The organism is Mitsuaria sp. MSU3D (assembly GCF_056867975.1).
The window spans coordinates 1131661-1146538 of sequence record NZ_CP200314.1; the positions used below are offsets into that span (position 1 = coordinate 1131661).

The 14878-nt window shown below is 66.3% G+C and carries 15 protein-coding genes and 1 tRNA gene; all 16 read left to right on the forward strand.

Annotation, left to right across the window (positions count from 1 at the left end):
• Positions 1 to 158 precede the first annotated feature (158 nt).
• Positions 159 to 2297, forward strand: coding sequence for a polyribonucleotide nucleotidyltransferase (gene pnp / locus AC1VNM_RS05165; protein WP_377155463.1), 2139 nt, complete (start codon positions 159 to 161; stop codon positions 2295 to 2297).
• 28 nt (positions 2298 to 2325) lie between these two features.
• Entirely contained in the window at positions 2326 to 3312 is a 987-nt protein-coding gene (locus AC1VNM_RS05170; protein ID WP_483106096.1) for an NAD(P)H-quinone oxidoreductase, read from the forward strand.
• A 48-nt stretch (positions 3313 to 3360) separates the two neighbouring features.
• Positions 3361 to 4101, forward strand: coding sequence for a triose-phosphate isomerase (gene tpiA / locus AC1VNM_RS05175; RefSeq protein WP_377155461.1), 741 nt, complete (start codon positions 3361 to 3363; stop codon positions 4099 to 4101).
• A gap of 34 nt (positions 4102 to 4135) precedes the next feature.
• On the forward strand, positions 4136 to 4528 hold the full coding sequence (secG, locus tag AC1VNM_RS05180; RefSeq protein WP_377155460.1) for a preprotein translocase subunit SecG: 393 nt from the start codon (positions 4136 to 4138) through the stop codon (positions 4526 to 4528).
• A gap of 134 nt (positions 4529 to 4662) precedes the next feature.
• Positions 4663 to 4747, forward strand: a tRNA-Leu gene (locus AC1VNM_RS05185).
• A gap of 264 nt (positions 4748 to 5011) precedes the next feature.
• On the forward strand, positions 5012 to 5371 hold the full coding sequence (locus AC1VNM_RS05190; RefSeq protein WP_067273444.1) for an NADH-quinone oxidoreductase subunit A: 360 nt from the start codon (positions 5012 to 5014) through the stop codon (positions 5369 to 5371).
• 173 nt (positions 5372 to 5544) lie between these two features.
• Complete coding sequence (locus AC1VNM_RS05195) at positions 5545 to 6021, forward strand: NuoB/complex I 20 kDa subunit family protein (RefSeq protein WP_067273441.1); 477 nt, start codon at positions 5545 to 5547, stop codon at positions 6019 to 6021.
• 20 nt (positions 6022 to 6041) lie between these two features.
• Positions 6042 to 6638, forward strand: coding sequence for an NADH-quinone oxidoreductase subunit C (locus AC1VNM_RS05200; RefSeq protein ID WP_297526090.1), 597 nt, complete (start codon positions 6042 to 6044; stop codon positions 6636 to 6638).
• A 2-nt stretch (positions 6639 to 6640) separates the two neighbouring features.
• A complete protein-coding gene (locus tag AC1VNM_RS05205) occupies positions 6641 to 7897 on the forward strand; it encodes an NADH-quinone oxidoreductase subunit D (RefSeq protein ID WP_483106097.1) in 1257 nt (418 codons plus the stop codon).
• 11 nt (positions 7898 to 7908) lie between these two features.
• Positions 7909 to 8451, forward strand: coding sequence for an NADH-quinone oxidoreductase subunit NuoE family protein (locus tag AC1VNM_RS05210; RefSeq protein ID WP_377155458.1), 543 nt, complete (start codon positions 7909 to 7911; stop codon positions 8449 to 8451).
• Positions 8452 to 8463: 12 nt separating this feature from the next.
• Entirely contained in the window at positions 8464 to 9861 is a 1398-nt protein-coding gene (gene nuoF, locus AC1VNM_RS05215; RefSeq protein ID WP_431103177.1) for an NADH-quinone oxidoreductase subunit NuoF, read from the forward strand.
• A gap of 21 nt (positions 9862 to 9882) precedes the next feature.
• Positions 9883 to 12216 carry an NADH-quinone oxidoreductase subunit NuoG gene (gene nuoG, locus AC1VNM_RS05220; protein ID WP_483106098.1) on the forward strand — a complete coding sequence of 778 codons (2334 nt, stop codon included), beginning with the start codon at positions 9883 to 9885 and terminating at the stop codon, positions 12214 to 12216.
• 13 nt (positions 12217 to 12229) lie between these two features.
• Positions 12230 to 13327 carry an NADH-quinone oxidoreductase subunit NuoH gene (nuoH, locus tag AC1VNM_RS05225; RefSeq protein WP_377155455.1) on the forward strand — a complete coding sequence of 366 codons (1098 nt, stop codon included), beginning with the start codon at positions 12230 to 12232 and terminating at the stop codon, positions 13325 to 13327.
• Positions 13328 to 13342: 15 nt separating this feature from the next.
• Positions 13343 to 13825 (forward strand): NADH-quinone oxidoreductase subunit NuoI, encoded by a 483-nt coding sequence (gene nuoI / locus AC1VNM_RS05230; protein ID WP_255362648.1) that lies wholly within the window; start codon positions 13343 to 13345, stop codon positions 13823 to 13825.
• A 79-nt stretch (positions 13826 to 13904) separates the two neighbouring features.
• Entirely contained in the window at positions 13905 to 14546 is a 642-nt protein-coding gene (locus tag AC1VNM_RS05235; RefSeq protein ID WP_377155454.1) for an NADH-quinone oxidoreductase subunit J, read from the forward strand.
• Entirely contained in the window at positions 14546 to 14857 is a 312-nt protein-coding gene (gene nuoK, locus AC1VNM_RS05240; protein ID WP_067273420.1) for an NADH-quinone oxidoreductase subunit NuoK, read from the forward strand. Before AC1VNM_RS05235 ends, nuoK begins: the two co-directional genes overlap by 1 nt.
• Positions 14858 to 14878: the final 21 nt, after the last annotated feature.

Sequence of the window (14878 nt, forward strand, 5' to 3'; positions counted from 1 at the left end):
AGTTGAACTGACGTGGCGCCGATGTGTCATTCCAAAGCGTTTACCGGTGGCAGCCGGACAAGCAGCCGCTCTGGAATGGCATCCCGCCAAACCCAGTTTCACTCCCGGTCTCTGTGCCGCACCGCAAGCGGCGCATCCCTGAACTGAGGAGAACTCGAATGAGCATGTTCAACAAGGTCGTGAAGACCTTCCAATGGGGCCAACATCAAGTCGTGATGGAGACCGGCGAAATCGCCCGTCAGTCCTCCGGCGCCGTGCTGGTGAACATCGAGGACACCGTGGTGCTGGCGACCGTCGTCGCCAAGTCCTCCCCGAAGGCGGGCCAGGACTTCTTCCCGCTGACCGTCGACTACATCGAGAAGACCTACGCCGCCGGCAAGATCCCCGGCAGCTTCTTCAAGCGTGAAGGCCGCCCGAGCGAGCTCGAGACCCTGACCTCGCGCCTGATCGACCGCCCGATCCGCCCGCTGTTCCCGGAAGGCTTCTTCAACGAAGTCCAGGTCGTCGTCCACACGGTGTCGCTGAACCCTGAAGTCCAGGCCGACATCGCCGCCCTGATCGCCACCAGCGCTGCGCTGGCCATCTCCGGCATCCCGTTCAACGGCCCGATCGGCGCCGCCCGCGTGGGCTACGTCAACGGCGAGTACGTGCTGAACCCGGGCAAGACCCAACTGATCGACTCCAAGCTGGACCTGGTCGTCGCCGGCACCGAAGCCGCCGTGCTGATGGTCGAGTCCGAAGCCGACCAGCTGAGCGAAGACATCATGCTGGGCGCCGTGACCTTCGGTCACGACCAGGGCAAGGTCGCCATCGCCGCGATCAACGAACTGGTCCGCGACGCCGGCAAGCCGTCGTGGAACTGGGTCGCCCCGGCCAAGGACGAGGCCTTCATCGCCAAGGTCACCGCCCTGGCTGAGGAAGACCTGCGCGCCGCATACCAGATCCGTTCGAAGCAGGCCCGTACCGAGGCCTGCCGCAGCGCCTACTCGAAGGTCAAGGCCGCCCTGACCGCCGAAGGCACCGCCTTCGACGGCGTTGAAGTCGACGGCCTGCTGTTCGAGATCGAAGCCCGCATCGTCCGCGGCCAGATCCTGGCCGGCGAACCGCGCATCGACGGCCGCGACACCCGCACCGTCCGCGCCATCGAGATCCGCAACGGCGTGCTGCCGCGCGCCCACGGTTCGTCGTTGTTCACCCGCGGCGAAACGCAGGCGCTGGTCGCCGCGACGCTGGGCACCGACCGCGACGCGCAGACCATCGACGCGCTGGCCGGCGAGTACTCCGAGCGCTTCATGCTGCACTACAACATGCCCCCGTTCGCCACCGGCGAAACCGGTCGCGTGGGCAGCCCCAAGCGCCGCGAAATCGGCCACGGCCGTCTGGCCAAGCGCGCGCTCGTCGCCGTGCTGCCGACCAAGGAAGACTTCCCGTACTCGATCCGCGTGGTCTCGGAAATCACCGAGTCCAACGGCTCCTCGTCGATGGCTTCGGTCTGCGGCGGCTGCCTGTCGCTGCTGGACGCCGGCGTGCCGCTGAAGGCGCACGTCGCCGGCATCGCGATGGGTCTGATCAAGGACGCCAACCGCTTCGCCGTGCTGACCGACATCCTGGGCGATGAGGATCACCTGGGCGACATGGACTTCAAGGTGGCCGGCACGACCTCGGGCATCACCGCGCTGCAGATGGACATCAAGATCCAGGGCATCACCAAGGAAATCATGCAGGTCGCCCTGGCGCAAGCCAAGGAAGCCCGCCTGCACATCCTGGAAGCCATGGTCGGCGCGCAAGGCACGGCCAACGCCGAGATCTCGCAGTTCGCGCCCCGCCTGTACACGATGAAGATCAATCCGGAGAAGATCCGTGACGTGATCGGCAAGGGCGGCGCGACCATCCGCGCGCTGACCGAAGAGACCGGCACGCAGATCGACATCGGCGAAGACGGCACGATCACGATCGCGTCGACCGACGGCGCCAAGGCCGAGATCGCCAAGAAGCGCATCGCCGAGATCACCGCGGAAGCCGAGATCGGCAAGGTCTACGAAGGTGCGGTCACCAAGATCCTGGACTTCGGCGCGCTGGTCAACATCCTGCCCGGCAAGGACGGCCTGCTGCACATCAGCCAGATCGCGCATCAGCGCGTCGAGAAGGTCACCGACTTCCTGAGCGAAGGCCAGATCGTCAAGGTCAAGGTGCTCGAGACCGACGAGAAGGGCCGCATCAAGCTGTCGATGAAGGCGCTGCTGGACCGCGATGCGGCCCCGGCCGCTCCGTTCCACGGCGAAGGCTCGGCCGAGTAATCGGCGAAGCAGCCCGGCAGCTCACGTCATGAAGGCCATCGCCATCACCCAACCCGGCGGACCGGAGGTCCTGCAGCTGATCGAGCGCGCCGACCCCGCCGCCGGGGCTGGCGAGTGCCTGATCCGCGTGCAGGCTTACGGCATCAACCGTCCGGACGTCCTGCAGCGCAAGGGTGCCTATCCGGCGCCGGCCGGTGCCAGCGATCTTCCAGGTCTGGAAGTCGCGGGCACGGTCGAGTCGGGGGATGTCCAGGCGCTGGCCGCCGCCGGCCTCCAGGTCGGCGACGCGGTCTGCGCGCTGGTGGCGGGTGGTGGTTATGCCGAGCTCTGCGTGGCGCCGGTGGCCCAGTGCCTGCCGGTGCCGAAGGGCTGGAGCATGGTCGAGGCGGCGAGCCTGCCGGAGACCTTCTTCACTGTCTGGAGCAACGTCTTCGAGCGTGCTCGCCTGCAGCCTGGCGAAAGCCTGCTGGTCCACGGCGGCGGCAGCGGCATCGGCGTGACGGCGATCCAGCTGGCGAAGGCGCTGGGCTCGACGGTGCTGGTCACCGTCGGCAACGCGGACAAGGCGAAGGCCTGCCTGGCGCTCGGCGCCGACGTCGCGATCAACTATCGCGACCAGGACTTCGTCGAGGAAGTGAAGACGGCGACGGACGGTCGCGGCGTCGACGTGATCCTGGACATGGTGGCCGGCAGCTATGTCGCCCGCAACGTGCAGTGCCTGGCCGACGACGGCCGTGCCGTGATCATCGCGGTGCAGGGCGGCGTGAAGGCGGAGTTCGATGCGGGTCAGGTCTTGCGCCGCCGTCTGACGATCACTGGCTCCACGCTGCGTCCGCGTCCGATCGCGTTCAAGGCGGGTATCGCTCGTGCCTTGCGCGAACGCGTATGGCCGCTGCTCGAGTCGCGGGCGATCTCGCCGGTGATCTTCAAGCAGTTGCCCGCGTCGGAAGCCGCCGCGGCGCATGCGCTGATGGAGTCGGGCGAGCACGTCGGCAAGATCGTGCTGAGCTGGTGAGCGGTCCGCTCATCCGCAGGATTTTTCGGATTCAAGGGAGTTGATCTGATGCGCAAGAAACTGGTGGTCGGCAACTGGAAGATGCACGGCACCCGTGCGTCCAACGCCGTGCTGCTGGCGGGCCTGAAGGAAGCGGGTCCGTGGAACGCCCAGGTCGCCGTGTGCGTGCCGTTCCCGTACATCACGGACACGGCGCTGGCGCTGACCGGCACGCAGGTCGCCTACGGCTCGCAGGACGTGTCCACGCACGAGCAGGGCGCCTACACCGGCGAGGTGTCGTCGGCCATGCTCGCGGATCTGGGTTGCCGCTACGCGATCGTCGGCCACTCGGAGCGCCGCGCGTACCACGCCGAGAGCGACCAGCTGGTGGCCGACAAGGCCAAGGCCGCGCTGGCGCATGGCGTCACGCCCATCGTCTGCGTCGGCGAAACGCTGGCCGAGCGCGAGGCGGGTCGCACCGAGGAAGTCGTCAAGCGCCAGCTCGCGGCGGTCATCCACACGCTGACGCACTGCATCGGCGAGATCGTGGTGGCCTACGAGCCGGTGTGGGCGATCGGCACCGGCCTGACGGCCACGCCGGAGCAGGCCCAGCAGGTCCACGCGCTGCTGCGCCAGCAACTGCGCGCGGCCACGCAGAAGGCCGATCAGATGCAGATCCTGTACGGCGGCAGCGTCAAGCCCGACAACGCCCCCCAACTGTTTGCGCAGCCGGACATCGACGGCGGCCTCATCGGAGGCGCCGCGCTGAAGGCGGCCGATTTCGCGGCGATCTGCCGCGCTGCCGGCTGATGCCCGGCGTTCAAGGTTCCTGGAGAAAATAGCAATGCAAGTGATGATGAATCTGGTGCTGGTGCTGCAACTGCTCGCAGCGCTGGCGATGATCGGCCTGGTGCTGGTGCAGCACGGCAAGGGCGCCGACATGGGCGCGTCGTTCGGCAGCGGTGCCTCGGGCTCGCTGTTCGGCGCCACCGGCAGCGCGAACTTCCTGTCGCGCTCGACGGCCGTCGCGGCGACCATCTTCTTCGTGTCGACGCTGGCGCTGGCCTACATGGGCAGCCATCGCGACGGCGGCATCGGTTCCGGTCCGTCGGCGGGCGAGCAACTGCTCGAACGCGCCGCCGTGCCGTCCGCGCCGGCCTCGGCCGCGGTGCTGCCTGGCGCGTCGATCGCTCCGCAAGCGGCGCCGTCGGCTGCCGCATCCGGCGCCTCGAACTGACAGAGGTGGGCGGCAAGCGCAAGCACCTCGACAAAATTGCTTTGGTTTCCTTTTGGGGCTCAGAAAGCACTATAGAATTCGAGGCTGTCTGAAACGCGAGCCGTCAAGACAAGGTCACTGAAAGGTGACGACAAGCCGACGTGGTGAAATTGGTAGACACGCTATCTTGAGGGGGTAGTGGCGAAAGCTGTGCGAGTTCGAGTCTCGCCGTCGGCACCAGAATAAATCGGCCTGCCATGGTCTTCGCGATCTAGCCGGAAAGCCGGATCGAAGGTGATCAAGCAGGTCGTAGGACTCAGGAAATCCCAGCGCACATCCCGTGTGCGAATTTCCGGAGGACAAGGCGGGCGCGGTCCGTGAGCGATTGGATAATCGCTGGCGGCGCGCCCGTTGCTTTTGCCGAATCGTTGGTCGGCCCTGGCCCGCCAATCTTCGGTGACACGTCGGGAATTGGTTTTCCCGGCCATAAAACGAGAGCAAGTCGTGAGCCTGGAACAATACCTGCCCGTCATCCTTTTCATCCTGGTCGGTTGCGGAGTGGGTATCGCCCCGCAAGTACTGGGCTTCCTGGCGGGCCCGCGTCGCCCTGACGCGGCAAAGAACAGCCCCTACGAATGCGGCTTCGAGGCCTTCGAGGACGCGCGCATGAAGTTCGACGTGCGCTACTACCTCGTCGCCATCCTCTTCATCCTCTTCGATCTGGAAATCGCCTTCCTGTTCCCGTGGGCCGTCTCGCTGCGCGAGATCGGACCGGCAGGCTTCTGGGCGATGATGCTCTTCCTCGGCATCCTGGTGGTGGGCTTCGCCTACGAATGGAAGAAGGGCGCGCTCGACTGGGAGTGACGACCCGATGGGCGGATCCGCGATGACGCGCCGGATCCGTGAATGCTTCAGGACACGGCGCCCGTTTCGGGCGCGTGTCCGTTAGGGAAGGGCGACGCGTCAACGCGGCGTTAATGCAACGTCCGCAGTCACGAAGTTCCTTCTCCGCTGATCTCGAAAGATGGGAATTCGATATGGGTAACGAAGGCGTAATGAAGGAAGGCTTCATGACCACCCAGCTGGACAAGCTGGTGAACTGGTCCAAGACCGGTTCGTTGTGGCCGATGACCTTCGGTCTTGCCTGCTGCGCGGTCGAGATGATGCACGCGGGCGCCGCCCGCTACGACATCGACCGCTTCGGCATGCTGTTCCGTCCCAGCCCGCGCCAGTCCGACCTGATGATCGTGGCCGGCACGCTGTGCAACAAGATGGCGCCGGCGCTGCGCAAGGTCTACGACCAGATGGCCGAGCCGCGCTGGGTGCTCTCGATGGGCAGCTGCGCGAACGGCGGCGGCTACTACCACTACAGCTATTCGGTCGTGCGGGGCTGTGACCGCATCGTCCCGGTCGACGTCTATGTCCCGGGCTGTCCGCCGACCGCCGAGGCGCTGCTCTACGGCATCCTGCAGCTGCAGGCCAAGATCCGCCGCGAGAACACCATCGCTCGCTGAGCAGAAGCAGGCAGACCCCCATGACCATCAAACTCGACACCCTGCAGGCGGCCCTGCACAGCGTGCTGGGCGACCAGATCGTCGCGTTCAAGCGCGAGCTGGGTGAAATCACGATCACCGTCGCGGCCAAGGACTACTTCAACGTCGCCAAGCTGCTGCGCGACCACTCCGAGCTTCGCTTCGAGCAGCTGATCGACCTGTGCGGCGTGGACTACTCCGCCTACAAGGACGGCGCCTACGAAGGCGCGCGTTTCGCCGTCGTCACCCACCTGCTGTCGATCAACAAGAACTGGCGCCTGCGCCTGAAGGTCTTCGCGCCGGAGGACGACTTCCCGTCCGTCGCCGCCGTGACCCCGATCTGGAACGCCGCCAACTGGTTCGAGCGCGAAGCGTTCGACCTGTACGGGATCATCTTCGAAGGCCACGAGGACCTGCGCCGCATCCTGACCGACTACGGTTTCATCGGCCACCCGATGCGCAAGGACTTCCCGGTGACGGGCCATGTCGAGATGCGCTACGACCCCGAACAGAAGCGCGTGATCTACCAGCCGGTCACCATCGAGCCGCGCGAGATCACGCCGCGCGTGATCCGCGAAGACAACTACGGGGGCCTGTGAGCATGCCAGCCGAAATCAAGAACTACACCCTGAACTTCGGCCCGCAGCATCCGGCCGCGCACGGCGTGCTGCGCCTGGTGCTGGAGCTGGACGGGGAAGTCATCCAGCGCGCCGATCCGCACATCGGCCTGCTGCACCGCGCCACCGAGAAGCTGGCCGAGACCAAGACCTTCATCCAGTCGCTGCCCTACATGGACCGCCTCGACTACGTGTCGATGATGTCCAACGAGCACGCGTACTGCCTGGCCATCGAGAAGATGCTCGGCCTGGAAGTGCCGGAGCGCGCGCAGTACATCCGCGTGATGTTCGGCGAGCTGACCCGCATCCTGAACCACCTGCTCTGGCTGGGCGCGCACGGCATCGACTGCGGCGCGATGAACATCCTCATCTACTGCTTCCGCGAGCGTGAGGACATCTTCGACATGTACGAGGCGGTCTCGGGCGCGCGCATGCACGCGGCCTACTTCCGTCCGGGCGGCGTGTACCGCGACCTGCCGGACTCGATGCCGCAGTACAAGGTCAGCAAGATCAAGAACCAGAAGGCGATCGACAAGCTCAACGAGAACCGCCAGGGCTCGCTGCTCGATTTCATCGAGGACTTCTGCGCCCGCTTCCCGGCCAACGTCGACGACTACGAGACGCTGCTGACCGACAACCGCATCTGGAAGCAGCGCACCGTGGGCATCGGCGTCGTCACGCCCGAGCGCGCGCTGAACCTGGGCCTGACCGGCCCGATGCTGCGCGGCTCCGGCATCGCGTGGGACACGCGCAAGACGCAGCCCTACGACGTCTATGGCCGCATGGACTTCGACATCCCGGTCGGCACCAACGGCGACACCTACGACCGCTACTGCGTGCGCGTCGAGGAGATGCGCCAGTCCAACCGCATCGTCCAGCAGTGCGTGAAGTGGCTGAAGGCCAACCCGGGCCCGGTCATCACCGACAACCACAAGGTGGCGCCGCCCAGCCGCGTGGCGATGAAGACCAGCATGGAAGAGCTGATCCACCACTTCAAGCTGTTCACCGAAGGTTTCCGCGTCCCCGAGGGCGAGGCCTACGCCTCGGTCGAGCACCCGAAGGGCGAGTTCGGCATCTACCTGATCAGCGACGGCGCCAACAAGCCGTACCGCCTGAAGATCCGCGCGCCGGGTTATTCGCACCTGGCCGCGCTGGACGAGATGGCCCGCGGACACATGATTGCCGACGCGGTGGCCGTGATCGGCACGATGGACATCGTGTTCGGTGAAATTGACCGTTGAGTGGTGACCGCATGAGCAGCACTGAAATTGTGAGCACCGGGTTCGTGTTGAGCGAGGCCACCGCGGCCCGCTTCGCGCGCGAAGTCGCCAAGTACCCGGCCGAGCAGGCGCAGTCGGCCGTCATGGCCTGCCTGTCCATCGTCCAGCAGGAGCAGGGCTTCGTGTCCCGCGAGGCCGAGGACGCGATCGCGCAGTACCTGGGCATGCCGGCGATCGCCGTCTACGAGGTCACGACCTTCTACAACATGTACAACCAGCGCAAGCTGGGCCTGTTCAAGCTGAACGTCTGCACCAACCTGCCGTGCCAGCTGCGCGACGGCCAGAAGGCGCTGGACCACCTGTGCAAGAAGCTGGGCGTCGAGGCCGGCGGCACGACCGCCGACGGCGTCTTCACCGTGCAGCAGAGCGAGTGCCTGGGCGCCTGCGCCGACTCGCCGGTGATGCTGGTGAACGATCGCCAGATGCTCAGCTTCATGAGCGCCGAACGTCTCGATGAGCTGGTGGATGCGCTCAGAGCGCACCATGGCCAGCAATCTGTGGCCAACAAGAACTGAGGGACCTGCACGATGACCAACATCGCGAACATCGACCTCTCGAAGTGGCAGGCCACGGGTGCCGAGACCTGCTTCCACGACCGCAACATCACCCCGCAGATCTACGCGGGCCTCGATGGCAAGAACTGGTCGCTGAAGGACTACGAAGCGCGCGGCGGCTACCAGGCCCTGCGCAAGATCCTCGCCCAGGGCGAGGGTCAGGGCATGACCTCCGACCAGGTCATCGCGGAAGTGAAGGCCTCCGGCCTGCGCGGCCGCGGCGGCGCGGGTTTCCCGACCGGCCTGAAGTGGAGCTTCATGCCGCGCCAGTTCCCGGGCGCGAAGTACCTGGTCTGCAACAGCGACGAGGGCGAGCCGGGTACCTGCAAGGACCGCGACATCCTCATGTACAACCCGCACATCGTCATCGAAGGCATGGCGATCGCGGCGTACGCGATGGGCATCAAGGTCGGCTACAACTACATCCACGGCGAGATCTTCGAGGTGTACGAACGCTTCGAAGCCGCGCTGGAAGAGGCCCGCGCGGCCGGCCTGCTGGGCGACAACATCCTGGGCAGCAACTTCAGCTTCCAGCTGCACGGCCACCACGGCTTCGGCGCCTACATCTGCGGCGAGGAAACCGCGCTGCTGGAATCGCTCGAAGGCAAGAAGGGCCAGCCCCGCTTCAAGCCGCCGTTCCCGGCCTCGTTCGGCCTGTACGGCAAGCCGACGACCATCAACAACACCGAGACCTTCGCGGCGGTGCCCTGGATCATCCGCAACGGCGGCCAGGCCTACCTCGAGGTCGGCAAGCCCAACAACGGCGGCACCAAGATCTTCTCGATCTCCGGCGACGTCGAGCGTCCCGGCAACTACGAGATCCCGCTGGGCACCTCGTTCGAGAAGCTGCTCGAACTCGCCGGCGGCATGCGCGGCGGCCGCAAGCTCAAGGCGGTCATCCCCGGCGGTTCGTCCGCCCCGGTGCTGCCGGCCGACGTCATGATGCAGTGCACGATGGACTATGACTCCATCGCCAAGGCCGGCTCGATGCTGGGTTCGGGCGCCGTCATCGTGATGGACGAGACCCGTTGCATGGTGACCAGCCTGCTGCGCCTGTCCTACTTCTACGCGCACGAGTCCTGCGGCCAGTGCACCCCCTGCCGCGAAGGCACGGGCTGGATGCACCGCGTGATCGAGCGCATCGCCCACGGCAAGGGCCGCGTCGAGGACATCGACCTGCTGAACTCCGTGGCCGACAACATCCAGGGCCGCACCATCTGCGCGCTGGGCGACGCCGCGGCGATGCCGGTGCGCGCGATGCTCAAGCACTTCAAGGGTGAGTTCATCGCGATGATCGAACAGGCCCAGCAGAACAAGGCGCCTGCCGCGTCGTCCCCGTCCGCCACGGCGAAGTCGCCGGCGCACGCCTGATCGGAGCCGCTGAGAAGAACTATGGTTGAAATCGAACTCGACGGCCAGAAGGTCGAAGTGCCCGAAGGCAGCATGGTGATGCATGCCGCCGAGAAGGCCGGCACCTACATCCCGCACTTCTGCTATCACAAGAAGCTGAGCATCGCGGCCAACTGCCGCATGTGCCTGGTGGACGTGGAGAAGGCGCCCAAGCCGCTGCCCGCCTGCGCGACGCCGGTGACGCAGGGCATGATCGTCCGCACCAAGAGCGAGAAAGCCATCAAGGCCCAGCAGGGCGTGATGGAGTTCCTGCTGATCAATCACCCGCTGGACTGCCCGATCTGCGACCAGGGCGGCGAATGCCAGCTGCAGGATCTGGCCGTCGGTTACGGCTCTAGCGCCTCGCGCTACTCGGAAGAGAAGCGCGTGGTGTTCCACAAGAACGTCGGCCCGCTGATCTCGATGGAAGAGATGAGCCGCTGCATCCACTGCACGCGCTGCGTCCGCTTCGGCCAGGAGATCTCCGGCGTGATGGAGCTGGGCATGGCGCACCGCGGCGAGCACAGCGAGATCCAGACCTTCGTCGGCCGCACCGTGGACTCGGAGCTGTCGGGCAACATGATCGACATCTGCCCGGTCGGCGCGCTGACCAGCAAGCCCTTCCGCTACAGCGCCCGCACCTGGGAACTGTCGCGTCGCAAGAGCGTCAGCCCGCATGACTCGACCGGCGCGAACCTGATCGTCCAGGTCAAGAACAACGAAGTGATGCGCGTCGTCCCGCTGGAGAACGAAGCCGTCAACGAGTGCTGGATCGCCGACCGCGACCGCTTCTCCTACGAAGCGCTGAACGGCGACGAACGCCTGACCACGCCGATGCTCAAGCAGGGCGGCGAGTGGAAGTCGGTCGACTGGACCACCGCGCTGGAATACGTCGCCAACGGCCTGAAGCAGGTCAAGACGGAGAAGGGCGGCGCGTCCATCGCCGCGCTGGGCTCCGAGCACAGCACCGTCGAGGAACTGCACCTGCTGGCGCAACTGGTGCGCGGCCTGGGCAGCGAGAACATCGACACGCAGCTGCGCGTCGTCGACCCGGCGCTGCGCGCCGCGGACGGCAAGGCGCTGTGGCTCGGCACCTCGATCGCATCGCTGTCGCAACTGGACCGGGCCTTCGTCGTCGGCTCGTCGCTGCGCAAGGACCACCCGCTGTTCGCGCAACGCCTGCGCCAGGCCGCCCGCCGCGGCGCGCAGATCGCGTCGCTGGCCGGCTCGGTCGAAGACTGGAAGATGCCGGTCGCTGCCGCGATCACCGCGGCGCCGTCGGCCTGGGTCGCTGAACTGGCCAACGTCGCCGCCGCCATCGGCGCCGCCAAGGGCGTGAGCGCGCCGGTGCAAGGCAACGCGACCGACGCCGCCAAGGCGATCGCCGACACGCTGCTGTCGGGCGAGCGCAAGGCCGTGCTGATCGGCAACGCCGCGATCCAGCATCCGCAGGCCGCGACGCTGCTGTCGCTGGCGAACTGGATCGGCGAGCAGACCGGCGCCACCGTCGGCGTGCTGTCGGCCGCGGCGAACAGCGTCGGCGCGCAACTCGTCAATGCCCGTCCGGGGCAGGGCGGTCGCACGGCGGCCCAACTGCTGAACGACCAGCCGGCCAAGGCCCTGCTGCTGCTCAACACCGACCCGGTGCTGGACGGCGCGAACGCCGCCGCCGCCGCCAAGGCCGTCAACGCGGCCGAGATGGTCGTCGTGCTGACGCCGTTCAAGACCGGCCCGGTGGTCGAGTTCGCCGACGTGCTGCTGCCGACGGCGCCGTTCACCGAGACCTCGGGCAGCTTCGTCAACGCGGAAGGTCGCCTGCAGAGCTTCGTCGGCGTGGCCAAGGCCCGCGGCGAGACCCGTCCGGGTTGGAAGATCCTGCGCGTGCTGGGCAACCTGCTGAGCCTGCAAGGCTTCGACTTCGACAGCTCCGAGCAGGTCCGCACCGCGGCCCTGGGCTCGTCGCTGGACCTGGCGAACCGCCTGGGCAACACCGTGTCGGCCCAATCCGCCGCAGCCGCGCCGGTGCAAGGCCTGGAACGCCTGACGACGGTGCCGATCTACGCGACCGACGCCCTGGTGCGCCGCGCCACCTCGCTGCAGCTGACCCGCGACGGCCGTGACGCGGCGATCGCCTCGCTGCCGCAGGCGCTGTGGACCGAACTCGGCCTGACCGAGCAGGGTGCGCAGGTGCGCGTGACGCAGAACGGCGGCGAGGCCGTGCTGGCCGCGCAGCTGGACGCATCGCTGCCCGCGACCGTGGTGCGCATCCCCGCCGGCATCCCCGAGACCGCCGCACTGGGCGCGTTCACCGGCGCGATCGCCGTGACCAAGGCCTGAGGACGAGACGACGATGGAAAACTTCTATAACGCCGGCGCCTCGCTGCTGGGAGGTGTGGTCTGGCCGGTGGTCTGGAGCGTGCTCAAGATCATCGCCGTGCTGCTGCCGCTGCTGGGCTGCGTCGCCTACCTGACGCTGTGGGAACGCAAGGCCATCGGCTGGTCGCAGATCCGTCCGGGTCCGAACCGTGTCGGTCCGCTGGGCCTGCTGACCCCGATCGCCGACGCCGTGAAACTGATCTTCAAGGAGATCATCGTCCCGAGCGCCGCGAACAAGGGCCTGTTCTTCCTCGGCCCGATCATGACGATCATGCCGGCGCTGGCCGCCTGGGCGGTCGTGCCCTTCGGCCCGGGCGTCGCGATCGCCGACGTCAACGCCGGCCTGCTGTTCCTGATGGCCATCACCTCGCTCGAGGTCTACGGCGTGATCATCGCGGGCTGGGCCTCGAACTCGAAGTACGCCTTCCTGGGCGCGTTGCGCGCCTCGGCACAGATGGTCTCCTACGAGATCGCGATGGGCTTCTGCCTGGTCGTCGTGCTGATGGTGACCGGCTCGATGAACGTCAGTGCCATCGTGACCAGCCAGGAGCAGGGCTGGTTCGCGTCGCACGGCGTGAACATCCTGTCCTGGAACTGGCTGCCGCTGCTGCCGATCTTCCTGGTGTACTTCATCTCCGGCCTGGCCGAGACGAACCGCCACCCGTTCGACGTCGTCGAAGGCGAATCGGAAATCGTGGCCGGTCACATGATCGAGTACTCGGGCATGTCGTTCGCGATGTTCTTCCTGGCCGAGTACGCCAACATGATCCTGGTGTCGGCCCTGGCGGTGCTGATGTTCCTGGGCGGCTGGTCGGCCCCGATCTCGTGGTCGCTGCTGGGCATGGACACGCCCGCGTGGATCCAGCACTCGATGGCGTTCTGGAACTGGTTCTGGCTGTTCGCCAAGACCTTCTTCGTCGTGACCTGCTTCCTGTGGGTGCGCGCGACCTTCCCGCGCTACCGCTATGACCAGATCATGCGTCTGGGCTGGAAGATCTTCATTCCGGTCACCCTGGTGTGGCTCGTCGTGGTGGGTCTGTGGATCCAGTCGCCGTTCAATATCTGGAAGTAATCCGAGGTATCCGCTGTGATCAAGGACCTAGTCAAGAGCTTCATGCTCACCGAGCTGCTGAAGGGCATGGCCCTCACCGGCCGGCATTTCCTCTCGAAGAACATCACGGTGCAGTTCCCGGAAGAGAAGACCCCGCTGTCTCCTCGCTTCCGCGGTCTGCACGCGCTGCGCCGGTACGAGAACGGTGAAGAGCGCTGCATCGCCTGCAAGCTGTGCGAGGCCGTGTGCCCCGCCATGGCGATCACGATCGAATCGGAGGTGCGCGCGGACGGCTCTCGCCGCACGACGCGCTACGACATCGACCTGACCAAGTGCATCTTCTGCGGCTTCTGCGAAGAGAGCTGCCCGGTCGACTCGATCGTCGAGACCGACATCTTCGAATACCACGGCGAGAAGCGCGGCGACCTGTACTTCACCAAGGAGATGCTCCTGGCGGTGGGGGACCGGTACGAGCCGCAGATCGCAGCCAGCAAGGAGGCCGACGCCAAGTACCGCTGACCGGTCCGGCGGTCGTCTTCACCGCGCCGCGAGGCGAGGGGAGAGGACCGCGACCGGCGGCCTGCTTGCAGGACATCGCATGGATATCACTACCGCGCTCTTCTACGTTTTCTCGTTCGTACTGCTGGCCTCCGCGGTCCGTGTCATCACGGCCAAGAGCACCGTGCACTCGGCCCTGTTCCTGATCCTGTCCTTCTTCAGCGCCTCCTGTCTGTGGATGCTGCTGAAGGCGGAGTTCCTGGCCATCACGCTGGTGCTGGTCTACATCGGCGCCGTGATGGTGCTGTTCCTGTTCGTCGTGATGATGCTGGACTTCGAGTCCACCGCCGTGCGCGAGAGCATCTGGAAGCACCTGCCGGTGGCCAGCCTCGTCGGCGCGGTCATCGCGCTGGAGATCGCGGCCGTGCTGATGGGCGGCTTCCGCGGCGTCGAGAACGCCCCGGAGATCCCCAACATGGCGCAGCTGGGCAACACCAAGCTGCTGGGCATCGAGATCTACACCAACTACCTGTTCCCGGTGCAGATCGCCGCGGTGCTGCTGCTGGTGGGGATCATCGCGGCGATCGCGCTGACGCTGCGCGGCCGCAAGGACTCGCGCCACCAGGACGCGTCGCAGCAGGTGCGCGTGAAGAAGGCGGACCGCCTGCGCATCGTCAAGGTCGCCCCGACCGTCGAAGCGCCGTCGCTGCCGGCGGCTGACAAGAACGAAGGAGCCGCGTGATGGGTGCGCTGAGCCTGAACCATTTCCTGATCCTGGGCGCGTTCCTGTTCGCGCTGTCGGTGATCGGCATCTTCCTGAACCGCAAGAACCTGATCGTGCTGCTGATGGCCATCGAGCTGATGCTGCTGGCGGTCAACATGAACTTCGTGGCGTTCTCGCACTACCTGGGCGACATGGCCGGCCAGGTGTTCGTGTTCTTCATCCTCACCGTGGCGGCCGCCGAGTCGGCGATCGGCCTGGCGATCCTGGTCGTGCTGTTCCGCAACCGCAGCAGCATCGACGTGGAAGAGCTGGACGCCCTGAAGGGCTGACGAGCGTCAGGAAGCGAGAAA

Coding starts and splice junctions, on each gene's coding strand:
- secG (WP_377155460.1), top strand. CDS start 4,136: ATGCAAGTGATGATGAATCTGGTGCTGGTGCTGCAACTGCTCGCAGCG.
- nuoF (WP_431103177.1), top strand. CDS start 8,464: ATGACCAACATCGCGAACATCGACCTCTCGAAGTGGCAGGCCACGGGT.
- AC1VNM_RS05200 (WP_297526090.1), top strand. CDS start 6,042: ATGACCATCAAACTCGACACCCTGCAGGCGGCCCTGCACAGCGTGCTG.
- nuoH (WP_377155455.1), top strand. CDS start 12,230: ATGGAAAACTTCTATAACGCCGGCGCCTCGCTGCTGGGAGGTGTGGTC.
- pnp (WP_377155463.1), top strand. CDS start 159: ATGAGCATGTTCAACAAGGTCGTGAAGACCTTCCAATGGGGCCAACAT.
- AC1VNM_RS05170 (WP_483106096.1), top strand. CDS start 2,326: ATGAAGGCCATCGCCATCACCCAACCCGGCGGACCGGAGGTCCTGCAG.
- nuoG (WP_483106098.1), top strand. CDS start 9,883: ATGGTTGAAATCGAACTCGACGGCCAGAAGGTCGAAGTGCCCGAAGGC.
- AC1VNM_RS05210 (WP_377155458.1), top strand. CDS start 7,909: ATGAGCAGCACTGAAATTGTGAGCACCGGGTTCGTGTTGAGCGAGGCC.
- AC1VNM_RS05205 (WP_483106097.1), top strand. CDS start 6,641: ATGCCAGCCGAAATCAAGAACTACACCCTGAACTTCGGCCCGCAGCAT.
- AC1VNM_RS05235 (WP_377155454.1), top strand. CDS start 13,905: ATGGATATCACTACCGCGCTCTTCTACGTTTTCTCGTTCGTACTGCTG.
- nuoK (WP_067273420.1), top strand. CDS start 14,546: ATGGGTGCGCTGAGCCTGAACCATTTCCTGATCCTGGGCGCGTTCCTG.
- tpiA (WP_377155461.1), top strand. CDS start 3,361: ATGCGCAAGAAACTGGTGGTCGGCAACTGGAAGATGCACGGCACCCGT.
- AC1VNM_RS05195 (WP_067273441.1), top strand. CDS start 5,545: ATGGGTAACGAAGGCGTAATGAAGGAAGGCTTCATGACCACCCAGCTG.